The organism is Geobacillus sp. LEMMY01, from assembly GCF_002042905.1.
In the GTDB taxonomy this organism is placed as follows: Bacteria; Bacillota; Bacilli; order Bacillales; family Anoxybacillaceae; genus Geobacillus; species Geobacillus proteiniphilus.
Map to the genome: position 1 here is coordinate 108,016 of NZ_MVKA01000007.1, position 14,016 is coordinate 122,031.

General features: G+C 53.1%; 17 protein-coding genes. 3 read left to right on the top strand and 14 right to left on the bottom strand.

Features of this window, described 5'->3' with window-relative positions:
* Positions 1-74: 74 nt before the first annotated feature.
* The 8 genes from menC to murB all read right to left on the bottom strand — a co-directional run bounded on the left by menC (position 75) and on the right by murB (position 7,660).
* Positions 75-1,202 carry an o-succinylbenzoate synthase gene (gene menC, locus B1A75_RS05235; RefSeq protein ID WP_042382598.1) on the bottom strand — a complete coding sequence of 376 codons (1,128 nt, stop codon included), beginning with the start codon at positions 1,200-1,202 and terminating at the stop codon, positions 75-77.
* Entirely contained in the window at positions 1,199-2,038 is an 840-nt protein-coding gene (locus B1A75_RS05240) for a GNAT family N-acetyltransferase (RefSeq protein WP_042382595.1), read from the bottom strand. The genes menC and B1A75_RS05240 overlap by 4 nt, the downstream gene beginning before the upstream one ends.
* Positions 2,013-3,182: a M20 peptidase aminoacylase family protein gene (locus B1A75_RS05245; RefSeq protein ID WP_042382593.1), complete on the bottom strand. Its 1,170-nt coding sequence runs from the start codon at positions 3,180-3,182 to the stop codon at positions 2,013-2,015. The genes B1A75_RS05240 and B1A75_RS05245 overlap by 26 nt, the downstream gene beginning before the upstream one ends.
* Positions 3,183-3,298: 116 nt before the next feature.
* Complete coding sequence (locus B1A75_RS05250; RefSeq protein ID WP_042382592.1) at positions 3,299-3,724, bottom strand: threonine/serine exporter family protein; 426 nt, start codon at positions 3,722-3,724, stop codon at positions 3,299-3,301.
* A gap of 12 nt (positions 3,725-3,736) precedes the next feature.
* The gene (locus tag B1A75_RS05255) at positions 3,737-4,480 is read right to left on the bottom strand and encodes a threonine/serine exporter family protein (protein ID WP_079935865.1); all 744 of its coding nucleotides are present in this window, start codon (positions 4,478-4,480) and stop codon (positions 3,737-3,739) included.
* Positions 4,481-5,013: 533 nt separating this feature from the next.
* Positions 5,014-5,574 carry a VC0807 family protein gene (locus tag B1A75_RS05265; RefSeq protein ID WP_303048385.1) on the bottom strand — a complete coding sequence of 187 codons (561 nt, stop codon included), beginning with the start codon at positions 5,572-5,574 and terminating at the stop codon, positions 5,014-5,016.
* A gap of 122 nt (positions 5,575-5,696) precedes the next feature.
* Positions 5,697-6,635, bottom strand: coding sequence for a diacylglycerol/lipid kinase family protein (locus B1A75_RS05270; RefSeq protein WP_042382589.1), 939 nt, complete (start codon positions 6,633-6,635; stop codon positions 5,697-5,699).
* A 110-nt stretch (positions 6,636-6,745) separates the two neighbouring features.
* Positions 6,746-7,660: a UDP-N-acetylmuramate dehydrogenase gene (gene murB / locus B1A75_RS05275; RefSeq protein WP_042382614.1), complete on the bottom strand. Its 915-nt coding sequence runs from the start codon at positions 7,658-7,660 to the stop codon at positions 6,746-6,748.
* Between the two features lie 215 nt (positions 7,661-7,875).
* Between murB and B1A75_RS05280 the strand changes: the two genes are divergently transcribed.
* Complete coding sequence (locus B1A75_RS05280) at positions 7,876-8,067, top strand: encapsulin (protein WP_042382588.1); 192 nt, start codon at positions 7,876-7,878, stop codon at positions 8,065-8,067.
* A 525-nt stretch (positions 8,068-8,592) separates the two neighbouring features.
* On the opposite strand, the gene B1A75_RS05285 is transcribed toward B1A75_RS05280, so the two are convergent.
* Complete coding sequence (locus tag B1A75_RS05285) at positions 8,593-9,057, bottom strand: hypothetical protein (RefSeq protein WP_042382587.1); 465 nt, start codon at positions 9,055-9,057, stop codon at positions 8,593-8,595.
* Positions 9,058-9,436: 379 nt separating this feature from the next.
* On the opposite strand from B1A75_RS05285, the gene B1A75_RS20195 reads away from it, so the two are divergent.
* Positions 9,437-9,547: a hypothetical protein gene (locus B1A75_RS20195; protein WP_240730370.1), complete on the top strand. Its 111-nt coding sequence runs from the start codon at positions 9,437-9,439 to the stop codon at positions 9,545-9,547.
* Positions 9,548-9,680: 133 nt separating this feature from the next.
* Entirely contained in the window at positions 9,681-10,217 is a 537-nt protein-coding gene (locus B1A75_RS05295) for an HD domain-containing protein (RefSeq protein WP_042382586.1), read from the top strand.
* Between the two features lie 112 nt (positions 10,218-10,329).
* Here B1A75_RS05295 and B1A75_RS05300 read toward each other — a convergent pair whose 3' ends face one another.
* The 5 genes from B1A75_RS05300 to B1A75_RS05320 form a co-directional block, all read right to left on the bottom strand.
* Positions 10,330-10,713 (bottom strand): DUF302 domain-containing protein, encoded by a 384-nt coding sequence (locus tag B1A75_RS05300; protein ID WP_042382584.1) that lies wholly within the window; start codon positions 10,711-10,713, stop codon positions 10,330-10,332.
* 122 nt (positions 10,714-10,835) lie between these two features.
* A complete protein-coding gene (locus tag B1A75_RS05305; RefSeq protein WP_079935861.1) occupies positions 10,836-11,618 on the bottom strand; it encodes a sulfite exporter TauE/SafE family protein in 783 nt (260 codons plus the stop codon).
* 68 nt (positions 11,619-11,686) lie between these two features.
* Positions 11,687-12,823: an MBL fold metallo-hydrolase gene (locus B1A75_RS05310; RefSeq protein WP_079935862.1), complete on the bottom strand. Its 1,137-nt coding sequence runs from the start codon at positions 12,821-12,823 to the stop codon at positions 11,687-11,689.
* A gap of 49 nt (positions 12,824-12,872) precedes the next feature.
* The gene (locus B1A75_RS05315; protein WP_042379801.1) at positions 12,873-13,442 is read right to left on the bottom strand and encodes a sulfurtransferase TusA family protein; all 570 of its coding nucleotides are present in this window, start codon (positions 13,440-13,442) and stop codon (positions 12,873-12,875) included.
* A gap of 63 nt (positions 13,443-13,505) precedes the next feature.
* Positions 13,506-13,988: a DsrE/DsrF/DrsH-like family protein gene (locus B1A75_RS05320; protein WP_079935863.1), complete on the bottom strand. Its 483-nt coding sequence runs from the start codon at positions 13,986-13,988 to the stop codon at positions 13,506-13,508.
* Between the last annotated feature and the right edge of the window lie 28 nt (positions 13,989-14,016).

Consider the following 14,016-nt stretch of genomic DNA (forward strand, 5'->3'; position numbering starts at 1 on the left):
ACGTCAATAGTCCTTATTATCCTTTTTCTCTTCCTTTTTATGTAAACTCCGCATAAGGTTGGATGTGATCAGCTTTATGCCGTCGGCGCACGATGGAACAACTTGGCAAACTGCGTATACCGCTCAACTTGGCGGCGGTCGACGTCATAGCCGATGCCCGGGGCGTTCGGCACGCGGATCAAGCCGTTGTGCACCTCGACTTCCGGCGTGATAATATCCCGCTCCCAATAATGGGACGACGCGGCGGTGTCGCCGGGAAGCGCGAAGTTTTCCAACGTCGTGATCGCAATATTGTGGGCGCGCCCGACCCCTGCTTCCAGCATCCCCCCGCACCAGACCGGAACGCCTCGCTCAGCGCAAAGATCGTGGATGCGCTTCGCCTCCCAAAGCCCGCCGACGCGCCCGATTTTGATGTTGATGATGCGGCAGCTGCCAAGGTCAAGCGCCTTGCGCGCATCGTCATATGAACGAATGCTTTCATCAAGGCAAATCGGCGTCTTAAGAAGCGGCTGCAGCCGGGCGTGATCGACAAGATCGTCAGCGGCGAGCGGCTGTTCGATCATCATCAGCCCAAATTCATCAAGCGCCTGAAGCCGCTTGGCGTCAGCGAGCGTATACGCCGAATTGGCATCCGCCATGAGCGGCACGTCAGGAAACGCGCGCCGCACGTCGCGAATGACATCAACATCCCATCCCGGTTTGATCTTCACTTTGATCCGCCGGTACCCTTGCGCCACATACCGCTCAATCACCTGAAGCAGATCGTCGACCGTCGGCTGGATGCCGATGCTGACGCCGACTTCAATTTCCTTTTTCGTTCCCCCGAGAGCTTGACAAAGCGGAACGCCAAGCCGCTTGGCATACAAATCCCATACCGCTCCCTCAAGCGCCGCTTTCGCCATGTTGTTTTGGCGGATGGCGGCAAAGCGCTCTGGCAATTCCGCTGGATGCCTAAGCGGCTTCGAAAACAAGAGCGGCACGAGAAACTCTTCAAGCATATGCCAGTTCGTTTTCACCGTTTCCTCGCTGTACCATGGGACGGAAAACGCGACCGATTCGCCCCAGCCGGAAACGCCGTCGCAATCCACGACTTCCACTAAAATAAACTCTTTCGTTTGAAACGTGCCAAAGCTCGTTGTAAACGGCGCCTTCAACTCCATTTGCAAATGGCGCAATATGACGTACTCGATGTTGATCGTCATTCCTCTTCCCCTTTCTGCGGCAGCCATTCGTTTCTCCTCACCCATATGTAGTGCATCGCCGGCTCCCCGGAACGGCGCCAAGCGCCGGCGGCAATCCAGCCTTCCGTGAGCAGCCGCTGAAACAGAGAGCGCGTCGCCAGCCGCCACTCAAGCGCCAGCGCGAGATCCCGCTCTTTCAGTTGCGGAAAGTCAAGCGGAACAGCAGCCAACAACAACGGCGCCGCTGTTTCATCGATGTCTCTGGGCACCGGCCGCAACAGGCCGTCAGCCCTTTGACCTGCCTCGAGCACCGTCAGACCTCTGTCCTTGAGAAGATCAGCTTTAGCCAAGCTCCGCTCCCCGGTCGGGCGCTCATCAAGCCGCCATTCGACAATGAAACGGTCGGACGGCAGTTGACCGTTCAACGCGTCATTCATTTCGCCGTAGCAGTTTTCCACATACTCGACGCCAAGGGCCCCAAGCTTGGCCAAGTTCAAATAGCCGTTCCGACTTTGCAGCGGATCGTACGTCCAACGGATGCTCCGGTAGCCGCGCCGCCGCGCTTCTTCTGCCTGCTTCATTTTCAATCGGTAGCCAATCCCTTGATCACGAAACGGAGCGGCAATCCCCATCATATGGGAACAAAGATACACTTCCCCGTTTCGAAACCCAGGAAAGCTGTAGACAAAGCCGACAAGCTTCCCGTCCGCATACGCCCCGATGATAATGCCCCCGTTTTTCGCCACCGTCAGCGTTTGATGGAGCGGAACCGGCGCCGTTCCCCAAATCTCCTCCTCAAGCTTGGCCATTTCTTTTAACTGTTCGATCGTCTCAAGGATTTGCAGCGACAGAGGCATGCTCGTTCTCCCCCTGCGGCGCAAACGTCGCAAATGTGTTCATCACAACCCGCGCCAAAATTTCCACGCCAGAAAGCAAATCATCGCGCCGGAACGTCATGTTCGGGTGATGGAGCCCCGGACGCAAGTCGCAGCCCAATCCGAGCATCGTTGTTTTCAGCTCCGGTTTTTTAAAGGAATAAAAATGGAAATCCTCTCCTCCCGACGTCACGACCGGCGGAACGCATTTTTCCGTCCCCAAAGTCGTGATAATCGCCTCCTCCATCAGCCGCACAGCATCTGGATCAGGATCAGCGGCGACGATGCGCGTCCGCTCAACAAGCTCAATATCAGCTCCGTAAATCGCAGCGACCCCGTTGATCACATGGCGCAACCCCTCGACGAGCCGCTCCATCGCCTCGTTCGTTTGCGCCCGCAAATCAAGGGCAAACTCCGCGTAGTCCGGGATCGTGTTCGCATCTTTTTCACCGGCGTGAAACTTCGTCATTTTGATCGACGCTGGCACTTGTGGGTCGATATGAATTTTGCCGAGCTCTTGGACAATGGCGCTGCCGACTTCAATGACGTTGACGCCTAAATGCGGCCGCGCGGCATGTGCCGCCACGCCGCGAATCCGCCCTTCGATGCATTGCGCCGCCCCATGGATGATCGCCGGCGCCGCATATCCGCCTTTCACTTCTTGAATCGGCCGCAGATGAATGCCGTATAAAAACGACACGCCGTCAACCGCCCCTTTTTCGATCAGCTTTAACGCCCCTGTTCCTTTCTCCTCGGCCGGCTGGAACAAAAACCGCAGCGTCCCCGGCGGCTCATAGCCGATGCGGCGAAGCAGTTTCGCCACCCCGAGCACGATCGTCATATGGGCGTCATGCCCGCACGCATGGTTCGGCTGCCAAACGCCGTTCACTTCTTGCCAAAGGGCGTCCATATCGCTGCGCACCCCGACCGTAAACGGGCCGGCGCCGATTTCTGCCACCACGCCCGGACAATCGGCAAACGTCCGCACCCGATACCCTTCGCGCTCCAACTCCCGCCGAAGAAATTCGGTCGTTTGCCACTCTTCCCAACTGATTTCTGGATGGCGATGAAGGTGATCGAAAATCTCCCATAGCTCCGCTTTCATCTGCTCGATGATTTCTTTCATTCCGCTCTCCCCCGCTGTTTAAAAATCGATAGAAAAAACATAGTTATATTCATTATAATATTCAAACAAACAAATACAACGATAGGCAAACGATTGGAAAAAACAGACACGTGCAATTAAGGGCGACGCTTTACCAGTTGGTTGACGACCTCAGAAAAAATGAGCCCCATCGCAATCGCCCCAGAAATCATGAACGCTTTTGCCGCTAGTGAAATCGCCGCATTGTAATCGTTCATGACAACATGGCGCATCGCCTCAAACGCTGTTCCGCCCGGCACGAGCGGAAGAATGCCAGGGACGATAAAAATCGTCGCCGGCGTTCGATAGCGGCGGGCAAACCCGCTGCTTAAAAAAGCGACGAAAAACGCCGCAACAAACGTGGCGGCGACACCGTCTATCCCCGACCGGGCAGCGGCCATATACATCGCCCAGCCGCTCATGCCGACAAATCCGCTGTGCGGCAGCAATCGTTTCGGAATATTGAAAATGACGCCAAACAGCGATGACGCCACAAAGCTAAGCAACAGCTGCACAATCATCATCGATACTCCCTGCTAACGAATCGATAAAATAAAGGCAATGCCGGTGCCGATCGCAAACGCGGTTAAAAACGCCTCTGCACCGCGCGACAAACCGGCGATCAAATGGCCGGCCATCAAGTCGCGCACCGCATTGGTAATCGCCAGCCCCGGGACAAGCGGCATCACTGAGCCAATCATCATGTTTCCTACGTCTCCGACCAATCCAGCCCTTTCCATCAACAGCACGATCCCACCGGCGACAAAAGAGGCAAAAAATTCAGCGAAGAACCGGATTTTCACGAGCCGATGCATCATTTCAAAACACCAAAACGCCATTCCACCGGAAAGAAGGGAAGGGGGAAAATGATTCATGCCGCCTAACAACGAGGCAAAACAAGCGCTCGCCGCCGCTGCGGCAGCAGTTTGCTGCCAAAACGGATAACCGAGTGGTTGCTGCTGAACGCGTTCCAGTTCTTTGCGCGCTCCGTCGAGTGACAGTTCGCCGTTGCTGATGCGGCGGGAAATGTGGTTGACAAGCGCCACCTTGGATAAATCGGTCGAACGCTCGGAAATGCGAATAAACCGTGTTACATTCGTTCCCTCAACGGAAAACATGATGCCCGTTGGTGTCACATAGCTGTGAGAGCGGGAAACACCGAACGCAGCGGCGATGCGCCCCATCGTATCTTCCACCCGGTACGTCTCCCCACCGCTTTCAAGCATCAATTTTCCCGCTAATAAACAAACATCAACAATGTCATTCACCCGCTCCGTCATGACCGGTTTGCTCCTTTCGTTTTCGCTCGGCATGGCATTGGCCATCCCGTTTTCCCCTGCCGGGCGCTCATCGCAAAAACAAACTCCCACCAAACAAATTGGCAGGAGCCGCCTTGGATATCGTCTTTGCCAAACTTGTTTCCATTATATCAAATAGGCGGCTGACCGCCAAACCGTGAAGGAAATCTCACCGTTTCCCTTTCTTTCCTATTTTTCTGCTTCTTTCGCCTGATTTTTCGCACCTACAGTCGAAAAAAGGCGCGCCAACGGCGAAATCGTTATAGCGAAGCAGCAAGCAGCGTTCCGCTCCTCTGTCTCTGTTTCACAACCTCGGAAACAAACAGCCAAACCGCAGGTGAAAAACGACCATTCCCCGGCCCATGGAAAACAAGACAAGGAAGAAAAGAACAAAAAATAAGTTCCGTTTTGAAGCTGTTGCTAAAGCAAGGGCTGTTTTCCGAAGCGAACGGGAAACAGCCCTTTCTCCTTGACAATAATGGACATCGTCGTTCCATTGTTCTTTCACCTCCGCCTTAACCGCTCGCTTCATTGCTCTTGCTTCCATCATTCAGAATATTCGAAATTCTAATAAACCCCAAAATACAGAGGATCGTAAATCCCCAGCTAATCACTTCGCGAATCACAATCGCTCGGTCAAACGCCTCGATGCCATAGCGAATAATCAAATGCGCTTTGATTGCCGCCAGCAATCCATCGCGCAGGGCAAAGCCAACGGTGATCCATTGAAAAAGAGGAAACACATCACGTTCCAAAAACCGCTTTTTCATCACCGAGCGCGGAGCTCCCTGCATTTCCACAAAATCAAGGGAAAAATAAAGCATCACCGGCCGCCTTACCACAACAGTCACCAGAAAACAGACAGCCAAAACGATCGAGTACCATACATCGTTCCATAACATTTGCAACGCTGATCCAGCCAACACGTTCAATAGCGTACTAACCGCCAGATTGACAATCAAAAACGTGCCGAACCATTGCACTTTGCGAATGAGCCAATAGCGATAAACGGTATAAACCGCTCCCGGCACGGTGCAAATGAGCATCGCCCCATACTCCCCGACCGGCCCGCGCAACGCATGTCAGAGAACGATCGGAAATACGACATACAACACGACATCAAGCATGACGATCCGCTTCCCCATCCCTCGCCCTCCTTACGTCTACTTGCTTCTTTATTAGTATACGAGTGAATCACTCACCTGGTTTTCACGCCAATGACCCGCAAACGCCCCGGCTCAATCCAAGCGAATACTTCCCCTTCTCCTGCATCCTCGCCATCCGCGTGGATCGGGACAGGAGCGGCAGGGCGGATGCGCACGTTCCGACCAGTGAACACGCAAACTTCTTTCATTCGTACATGCCCGCCCCAAAATACGGTTAAAAACAGCGCAAGAATTTTCCAACGCGGCATCGGCCCGACGACCGTCACATGAAGCAAGCCGTCATCGGCCTGGACGGACGGAGCGATGCGCATTCCGCCACCGTAGTATGGGTGATTCGAAACCGTTGCCAGCCAGGCCTTCAAAAACGAATAATTCTGTCCATCCACACAAATATCAAGGTCAACTGGTTGATAGCGAAACAACTCTCTTACTAAATAAAACACATAAGTGAACGAACCGAGTCCAAAACGATTCAGCCGCCCTTTCCATTTTGAACGGTTGGCCGTGCGGGCGATATGGGCGTCAAAGCCGCAGCCGATGCTGTTGACAAACACGCCGTCCGGTACGGCGCTGCTTGCAAAACGGCCGAGATCGAAAGCCAAATCCTTGCCGGATCGAACGCCACTCAACAGCCGTCGGAGCGCCTGTTTCGGTTTTCGGGCAAGACGGAAACCGCGGACAAAGTCGTTTCCCGTTCCGGCGGGAATGCAGCCAATCGCAACGTGCGGAAACGAACCCGCTCCGTTCACCACTTCATGCACTGTCCCATCGCCCCCGACCGCCGCGATCACCGTCGGCTCAACGCTTTCCTCGCCGATTCGTCGGGCGATTTCCTTTCCTTCTCCCTTTCGGCTCGTCCAATACGCCTTATATGCGATTCCTTCCCGATCCAGCAGCGGTTGCAGCTGCTTCCAAATGGACACGGACCGGCCGTTTTTGGCGGATGGATTGATAATGAAATAAAGATTCATCCTCTTCCCCCATTCATAACCCCTTTTCTTACCTATTTGCGGTTTGTTTCATTTTTCCTATCGTCAAAATGAGAAAAATCCGAACCCGCGGACCGGATTCGGATCCTCCGTCATTCCTCGCCAATAATTTTGACTTCTAATTCCAGATCCACCCCGAATTTTTCCTTCACTGTTTTGCGCACCATTTCGATCGTCGCGATGTAATCGGCAGCTGTCGCATTATTTTTGTTAATAATGAATCCTGCATGCTTCGTCGACACTTCCGCACCGCCGAATCCTTTTCCCTGAAGGCCGCTGTCTTGGATCAGCTTGCCGGCAAAATAGCCCGGCGGACGCTTAAACACGCTTCCGACCGACGGATACTCAAGCGGCTGTTTCGATTCGCGCTGAAATGTTAAATCATCCATTTTCGCCTTAATTTGCGCATAATCGCCCGGCTGGAGCGCAAAGACGACTTCAAGCACAATATCATGCGTCCGGCTGATAATGCTTGTTCGATAGCCAAGCTCCAGCTCCTCGTTCTTTAACGTTTTCAGCTCGCCGGCGAGCGTCGCCACTTTGACGGAATCGAGCACATCTTTCACTTCACCGCCGTACGCTCCGGCGTTCATCATAATCGCCCCGCCGACCGACCCCGGGATGCCGCAGGCAAACTCCAAACCTGTGAGGTGTTGTTCCAGCGCAAACCGCGACACCGCTTTAATGTCCGCCCCGCTTTGTGCGATCACGTTGTTTCCTTCGCGCCAAATGCGGTTTAAATGCCTAAGCTGCATGACAATGCCGCGCAGCCCGCCATCGCGGATGATGACGTTCGAACCGTTGCCAAGGAGCGTAAACGGCAAGCCGTACTCTTCTTTCAGCCGCAACACCTCAATGACCTGCTCGTACGTTTCCGGCCAGACGAGAAAATCCGCCTTGCCGCCGATCCGCACCAATGTATGGTTTTTCATTGGCTCATCGCGCAGGACGTTCCTTTCTCCACAAATCTCTACGAGTCTTTGATAAATCTGTTCCGCACGTTCCATCGTTCTGTCACCTTCTTTATTCTTCCATGCCGCTTGGCGGCATTCATTCCATACCGTTTCCATTATCGCCGGAATCGCGTCGCATATCAAGTGGGCAATATTCCTTATTCTGTTTTATTCCGAACTAGGTGAAAAGGTGACGTTCGAAGGGGGCGAGATGTTTACACCTCTTTCAATATGGAAAAGATGGTAACAACCATAATGTGGGAGGAAACATGGACAAAACGAAGCTGTACCCAGAAGCCCCGCTCACAAGCAGCCAATGGGACGAGCTTGATGAACTGGTCATTGAAACGGCGCGCCGCCAGCTCGTCGGCCGCCGGTTTATCGATTTGTACGGACCGCTCGGCGAAGGTGTCCAATCGGTCGCCAACGATATTTATACGAACCGGAACACGGGGACATGAGCTTCCATGGCAAGGAACTGAGCCTGTCCGAGCCAACGCGGCGCGTACATTTAACGATTCCGATTTTGTACAAAGACTTTATCATAATTCCGAAAAAAGACTCCCGCTTCAAGCGCGTGAAGGGCGCAGCCCAGCGATAAGCGGGAGATGAATTTCGGTTGGCGACCAGCCAGCTGATATGATAATATATGGTTAGAACGGACACCTTCGGAACGAAGGGAAGCGTAAAGGGGTCTTGTGTGTGGCTTACCGTTCAGCGAACGCGCACAAGTCGCTTGAAGCCCCCGCCTCTAAGCGAAGTGTAGGTGGTGGGTAGTTCACTTTATACTGGCGCGATATCGAACAGGCAAGCTTCGTAACCCCCGTTTTTCAAGCGGAAGGAAACACGCCTAGCGGGGGACTGGTCGCAGGAAGCTAACTACAAATGGGCCAAGACGCCTGGGGCGATCCAATGGCCGAGACTACCGCTGGCAGGCAAGACGCCCGGCGGATCCGCAAATCCCCGGGCGTCTTGCCTATTGGTCATTAAGCTGTACGGGCCGCTTGGCCTTGAACGTTGGAAACGAGCAGCGACAATTCGGGGCTGAGCGCGTCAACACCGATGTCATCAATAATCATTTTCGCTTCACGCCAAAAATGAACGGTATAACTGCCTTCATAAATCTCAAAGAGGCGTTGTAAATAGCGCCATTTTTCGTTGATGGCTTCCCGTTTGTACGCTGCATTGTTCAGTTCACGAATCTTTTTATGTTCAGGCGCGGAGATCACGCTGATGTCATGGACGTTGACGATCATCCGCTCCCCTTGCTCGGTGACAAAACCAACCGAATAATAGTGAGTGCCTAATTGATCGATATGCACGATGCAAGCGTTTCGGTATTTTTCGCCGGTGCAAAGGCGGAGAAACACCGCTTCCACCGCGCCGCCAACTTTTCGCTCATTGGCTAAAATCGCTTTCATATCCCGCAGTCCATTCATCGGAGTGCCCATGATGTCTCCCCCTTATCTTTAGCCAAGATGGCGATTTCATCATTCCTTTTACCATTATGATAGCAATCATTCTTCTCGATGTAAATGAGATTCATTTTCAAAATAAAGATATAATTTCAAGGAGGTGTGCAAAAAAAATGGAACGGACATTCACTGTCAGGTCGTTGAAACGTGCCGTCCGGCCGTTGATGCGCCCCTCCTCCGCCGCACCGACCAAGCCTGATGCGCCGCCTGCCGCACGGCCGGCTGTCATTCAAATCAATCAAAAAGGGAACACGTTTACTGTGCAACCGGCTTCCGACGTTTCGCTCCTCGAGATCGCCTTAAGGCAAGGCATTCCGCTCGCCTATAAATGCAAAAAAGAACGTGCGGCCGCTGTATGGTCACCATCCTTGCCGGCGCTCACCTGCTCGCCCCGAAAACGCGGCGCGAACGCGAAAAAACAAATCATCCAGCTAAACGGCTTTCCTGTCAAGCACAGGTGAAATAAACCGGCTGCTGTTTTTTCTGCGCAACCGGCCCGTTTTTTTTTCGATGGAACCGCTCTCGCCCGTTTTTCCCTATTGCCGTCCTCTCCCCGCCATGGTATGATAATGGGAAATCAAAAAACGGAGGGGATGCCGATGAGATACATCACCTTAACGGACATCTTTGTTCATCCCGTTGCCCAAAAATATTTGAAACGGTCCGGTCTCGCTCATGCGATTGCCACAGCGCACCACGCCTACCGCCTCGCCCTCCGGCACGGAGTCAATCCCGACTTGGCGACGAAAGCCGCACTGCTTCATGACATCGGCCATTACACATGGTATAAAAACGGCCAGTGGGACTACGAACAATATCGACAAAATGACATCCATGCCATCAAAGGGGCCGAGCGCGCCCATAAGTTGCTCATCCGCCTTGGCGAACATCCGCAAAACGCCAAGGAAATCGCTTTGGCGATTTTGCTTCACACCGATTCTTACCTTCCCGAAGGAGAATGGAAACGAACGCCGCTCCAAGCGATCGTCAAATGGGCCGACGAGGCCGACGAAGAGCCCGGCGGCCGTCACCATTACCGAACGATCAGCGACGACGTGGCGTGGAAAAAAATCCGCCAGCTTGATGAACTTGTTGATCACCAGCTGGGAAAAGAGCGGCTCGGAGATATTGTTTGACCGCTCGTCTCCACTTGACGTTCTCCCTTAACAAACACAAGGCGTCGCCGCAAATTATGCACGTTCCAAATGGAAACAGCTCACCCTTTTAGACAGGTGAGCTGCTTGCGTGTCAGCGGCATTGGTCAATGCAAGCGGCCAGCCGCTTCTCGATGTCGGCCGCGATTTCCTTCAACGCCGGCTCGTTTATCATGCCAACGAGCATCGTCGGTTTCGGCATGCCGATTTTCGTGATCCCGTTTTCTTCGTAGACAACGATTTTACACGGCAAAAAATAACCGACTAAGAGATTTTCGTTTAACACCCGCGCCGCTTCTTGCGGGTTGCATACTTCTAAAATGACCATCGGCGTGGAAAAATCGAGCCCTTTCTCTTGCAGCTTTTCGGTCACGCTGAACCGCCAGAGCACACCGAATCCTTCTTGTTTCAAGCTTTCTTCCAAGCGGCGAATCGCTTCATCCATTCCCGCCGCCACATCAATCGTGTAATGAAACATCACTGATCCGTCCTTTCGTTCTGTTTAGGTTTAGCATGTCCAATGAAATCCGCGCCAAACATAATCGGTTTTTTCCTTTATATCCCTTTTCCATTCCCCTATCGTCTTTAAAGGCTCGCCGCTCATAAAATATCCACCCAAATTTTCACCGCCGTCGCCAAAATCAACACGGCAAGGATGACTTGCAGCACTTTCGTGTTCATTTTTTGCCCCGCTTTCGCCCCTAGCGGAGAGGCAAGCAAGCTCGCGACGACCATGATGAGAGCCGGAAGGTAATCGACTTGGCCGGTGGCGATTTTCCCGAACGTAGAACCAATGGAGGAAATGAACGTAATGGCCAAAGACGTGGCGATCGTCATTCGCGTCGGGATTTTCAGGACAACGAGCATGACCGGCACAAGCAAAAACGCCCCCGCCGCCCCGACGATGCCGGACCCGACGCCGATCAGAAACGCCAAGGCGGCCGCCACCCCTTTGTTGAACGTCACTTGGTCAAGCGGAATGTCATCGATCCCTTTTTTCGGCACAAACATCATGACCGCCGCCAATGCCGCCAAGATGCCGTAAACGACGTTAATCGTTCCCTCGCTCATCAGCTTCGAGCCATAGCCGCCGACAAAACTGCCGACAAGAATGCTCACGCCCATATAGAGAATGAGCGATTTGTTCAAATAGCCGCTTTTTCGATACGCCCACACGCCGCCGATCGTGGCGAAAAACACTTGCACCGCGCTGATTCCCGACACTTCATGAGCGCTGAACGCCGYCAGCCCAAACAACGGCGGAAGATACAAAAGCATTGGATATTTAATAATCGACCCGCCGATCCCAACCATCCCAGAAATAAATGAACCGACAAAGCCGATTAAAAAGATGACAATGAGAAACGCGAGCGAAACATCCATCGGCCATCCCTCCCTTTTGTTTTCAAAAAGGACGGGGCGCTCCCCGTCCCTTACCAATTTGTATCACTTTAAGCATGGGTATGATGCAATGCACAGCGGTTCGGGCCGATCTCAAGCTCCCGCTGCGTTTCGATATCCACGGTTTTGAGCCCGCGGTTGATGGCGACAATGTCTTCAAAGTTCGGCGGTGTTTCGGTATTGGCGCTTTGGATGACAAGATCGATAAATTCGTCTTTTGGTTTGTTTTGCATCATCTCATTGCGGGCGCGGATGCGGCCTAACGTATCGCCGACATACCCCTCCGCATTGATTTCTTCATCTAAATCAGCGTAGTGAGCCGGCAAGACGATCACATCATCAGCCATGGCCGCGACTTTTTCGTACACGGTGTCATACAAATCCGCCGCCCATTCCGCCACCTTGCCGCCGAGGTCCGGCCGCCCGAGACCGCCGACAAAGATGGTGTCGCCGGAGAACAGCCATTTGCCGTTGACAAAGAACGAGACGCTGCCTGGCGTATGCCCCGGTGTTTTCACTGCCAACACTTCCAAATGCACGTTTTCGAAGTCGATCGTTTCATGTTGCTCGAGCGGCTCGAAATCAAACACCGCTCCCTCGCTTTTCATCAAGTAGTACGCCGCCCCGGTCCGCTCGGCCAGCGCCTTGCCTCCGGAAAGATGGTCGGCATGCAAGTGTGAGTCCACGATATGCGTGATCTTTACCCCTTCTTGTTGGGCTGCTTGTTCGTACACATCGATAAACCGCAGCGGATCGACGACAAGCGCTTCGCTTCCCGAGATGACCATATACGACAGGCATCCTTTGCCGACGCGGATGAATTGGTAAATTTTCAATTGATCATCTTCGTATACTTTGGCTTGATGGAGATGCTCGCTCCACGCCTGCATCCCGCCAGCGAGCGTATAAACGTTGTCAAACCCGGCTTCCGCCAGCTGTTCGGCGACAAACGCCGCCGATCCTCCTTTGGCGCACACCACGACGATGTCTTTGTCTTTCGGAAGACGRYCGACAATCGAGTCAACCCCATCGATCAACTCAAAATACGGAACGTTCAAATAGGCAAAGTTTTCCCCTTCGATTTTCCAATCGCGAAAATCGCTTTCGTTGCGGACGTCCAAGATGAACAGCGGTTCTTTGTTTAACACCTTTTCCGTCATTTGTTGCACGGTCATTTCTTTCACCATATTAACATACCCCCTAATGTATATTTGATTGTTTAAAAAGGCCGCTCCATTACGATTGAGCGGAATCGAGCGGCCCGTTCCATTGCGACATGCCGGGAACGACGTTTCGCACACGGTCAAATCCTTTTTCGGCCAGCTTTTGCGCGGCCAAATCGCTCCGTGTCCCTGTGCGGCACACGACGTAAATCGTTTTGTCTTTCGGAAGTTCCTCCATCCGGCGATCGAGCTCTCCAAGCGGAATCGAAACGGCGCCCGGAATATGGCCAAACGCATACTCCGCYGGTTCGCGGACATCCAAGACAAACGAATTAGGATCGTCCAGTTTTTCTTGCAATTCTTCATTCGATACGACATGAGGAAATGCCGTTTCTTTGCGTGCTTCATTTTCCGTTGCCTTGCGGATATAATGTTTCAAAATCCCATTTTCTTCAATTGTTCCTAAATATTGATGCCCTGTGCTTTCCGCCCATGCTTTGATATCGGCTTTGGACCCCTTATCCGTCGCCTGCACTTCCAACACTTGGCCCGGCTCCAATTCGTTGATCGCCTTTTTCGTGCGGACGATCGGCATCGGGCAGGACAATCCTTTAGCATCTACGGTCATATCGACTTTGATCATTGGTTGATTCCCCCCTTGATTGTTTATTCGACAGGCCCTTCCCAGGCCAACGACTCCCTCATTTTAAATGAATAAGTTCACATTTCCTTCCGACGCATCCGCCAAATACGCGGCGACGCCGGCAAACTCAATGCCGTCGATCAATTCTTCCGGCTTCAGTCCAAGCAAATCGACCGTCATTTGGCAGGCGACGAGTTTTATACCTTGCTCTTTCGCCATCTCGATCAACTGCGGAAGCGGCATGGCGTTATGTTTCTTGATCACCTTTTTGATCAACTTTGGGCCGATGCCGGCAAAATTCATGCGCGACAGCCCCATGCGGTCCGCGCCGCGCGGCATCATCTTCGCAAACATCTTTTCGAGAAATCCTTTTTGCACCGGAACCGGCGCCTCTTTCCGCAAGGCGTTCAGCCCCCAGAACGTATGAAAAATCGTCACGTCATGGTCGTATGCCGCGGCGCCGTTGGCGATGATGTAGGCCGCCATCGCATTGTCATAGTCGCCGCGGAACAAAATGGTCGGCGTCTTTTTCTTCGGCTGTGTCATCTGGCCGCCTCCTTTCTATATACCATAC

Coding starts and splice junctions, on each gene's coding strand:
- menC (WP_042382598.1), bottom strand. CDS start 1,202: ATGACGATCAACATCGAGTACGTCATATTGCGCCATTTGCAAATGGAG.
- B1A75_RS05240 (WP_042382595.1), bottom strand. CDS start 2,038: ATGCCTCTGTCGCTGCAAATCCTTGAGACGATCGAACAGTTAAAAGAA.
- B1A75_RS05245 (WP_042382593.1), bottom strand. CDS start 3,182: ATGAAAGAAATCATCGAGCAGATGAAAGCGGAGCTATGGGAGATTTTC.
- B1A75_RS05250 (WP_042382592.1), bottom strand. CDS start 3,724: ATGATGATTGTGCAGCTGTTGCTTAGCTTTGTGGCGTCATCGCTGTTT.
- B1A75_RS05255 (WP_079935865.1), bottom strand. CDS start 4,480: ATGACGGAGCGGGTGAATGACATTGTTGATGTTTGTTTATTAGCGGGA.
- B1A75_RS05270 (WP_042382589.1), bottom strand. CDS start 6,635: ATGAATCTTTATTTCATTATCAATCCATCCGCCAAAAACGGCCGGTCC.
- murB (WP_042382614.1), bottom strand. CDS start 7,660: ATGGAACGTGCGGAACAGATTTATCAAAGACTCGTAGAGATTTGTGGA.
- B1A75_RS05280 (WP_042382588.1), top strand. CDS start 7,876: ATGGACAAAACGAAGCTGTACCCAGAAGCCCCGCTCACAAGCAGCCAA.
- B1A75_RS05285 (WP_042382587.1), bottom strand. CDS start 9,057: ATGGGCACTCCGATGAATGGACTGCGGGATATGAAAGCGATTTTAGCC.
- B1A75_RS20195 (WP_240730370.1), top strand. CDS start 9,437: ATGGTCACCATCCTTGCCGGCGCTCACCTGCTCGCCCCGAAAACGCGG.
- B1A75_RS05295 (WP_042382586.1), top strand. CDS start 9,681: ATGAGATACATCACCTTAACGGACATCTTTGTTCATCCCGTTGCCCAA.
- B1A75_RS05300 (WP_042382584.1), bottom strand. CDS start 10,713: ATGTTTCATTACACGATTGATGTGGCGGCGGGAATGGATGAAGCGATT.
- B1A75_RS05320 (WP_079935863.1), bottom strand. CDS start 13,988: ATGACACAGCCGAAGAAAAAGACGCCGACCATTTTGTTCCGCGGCGAC.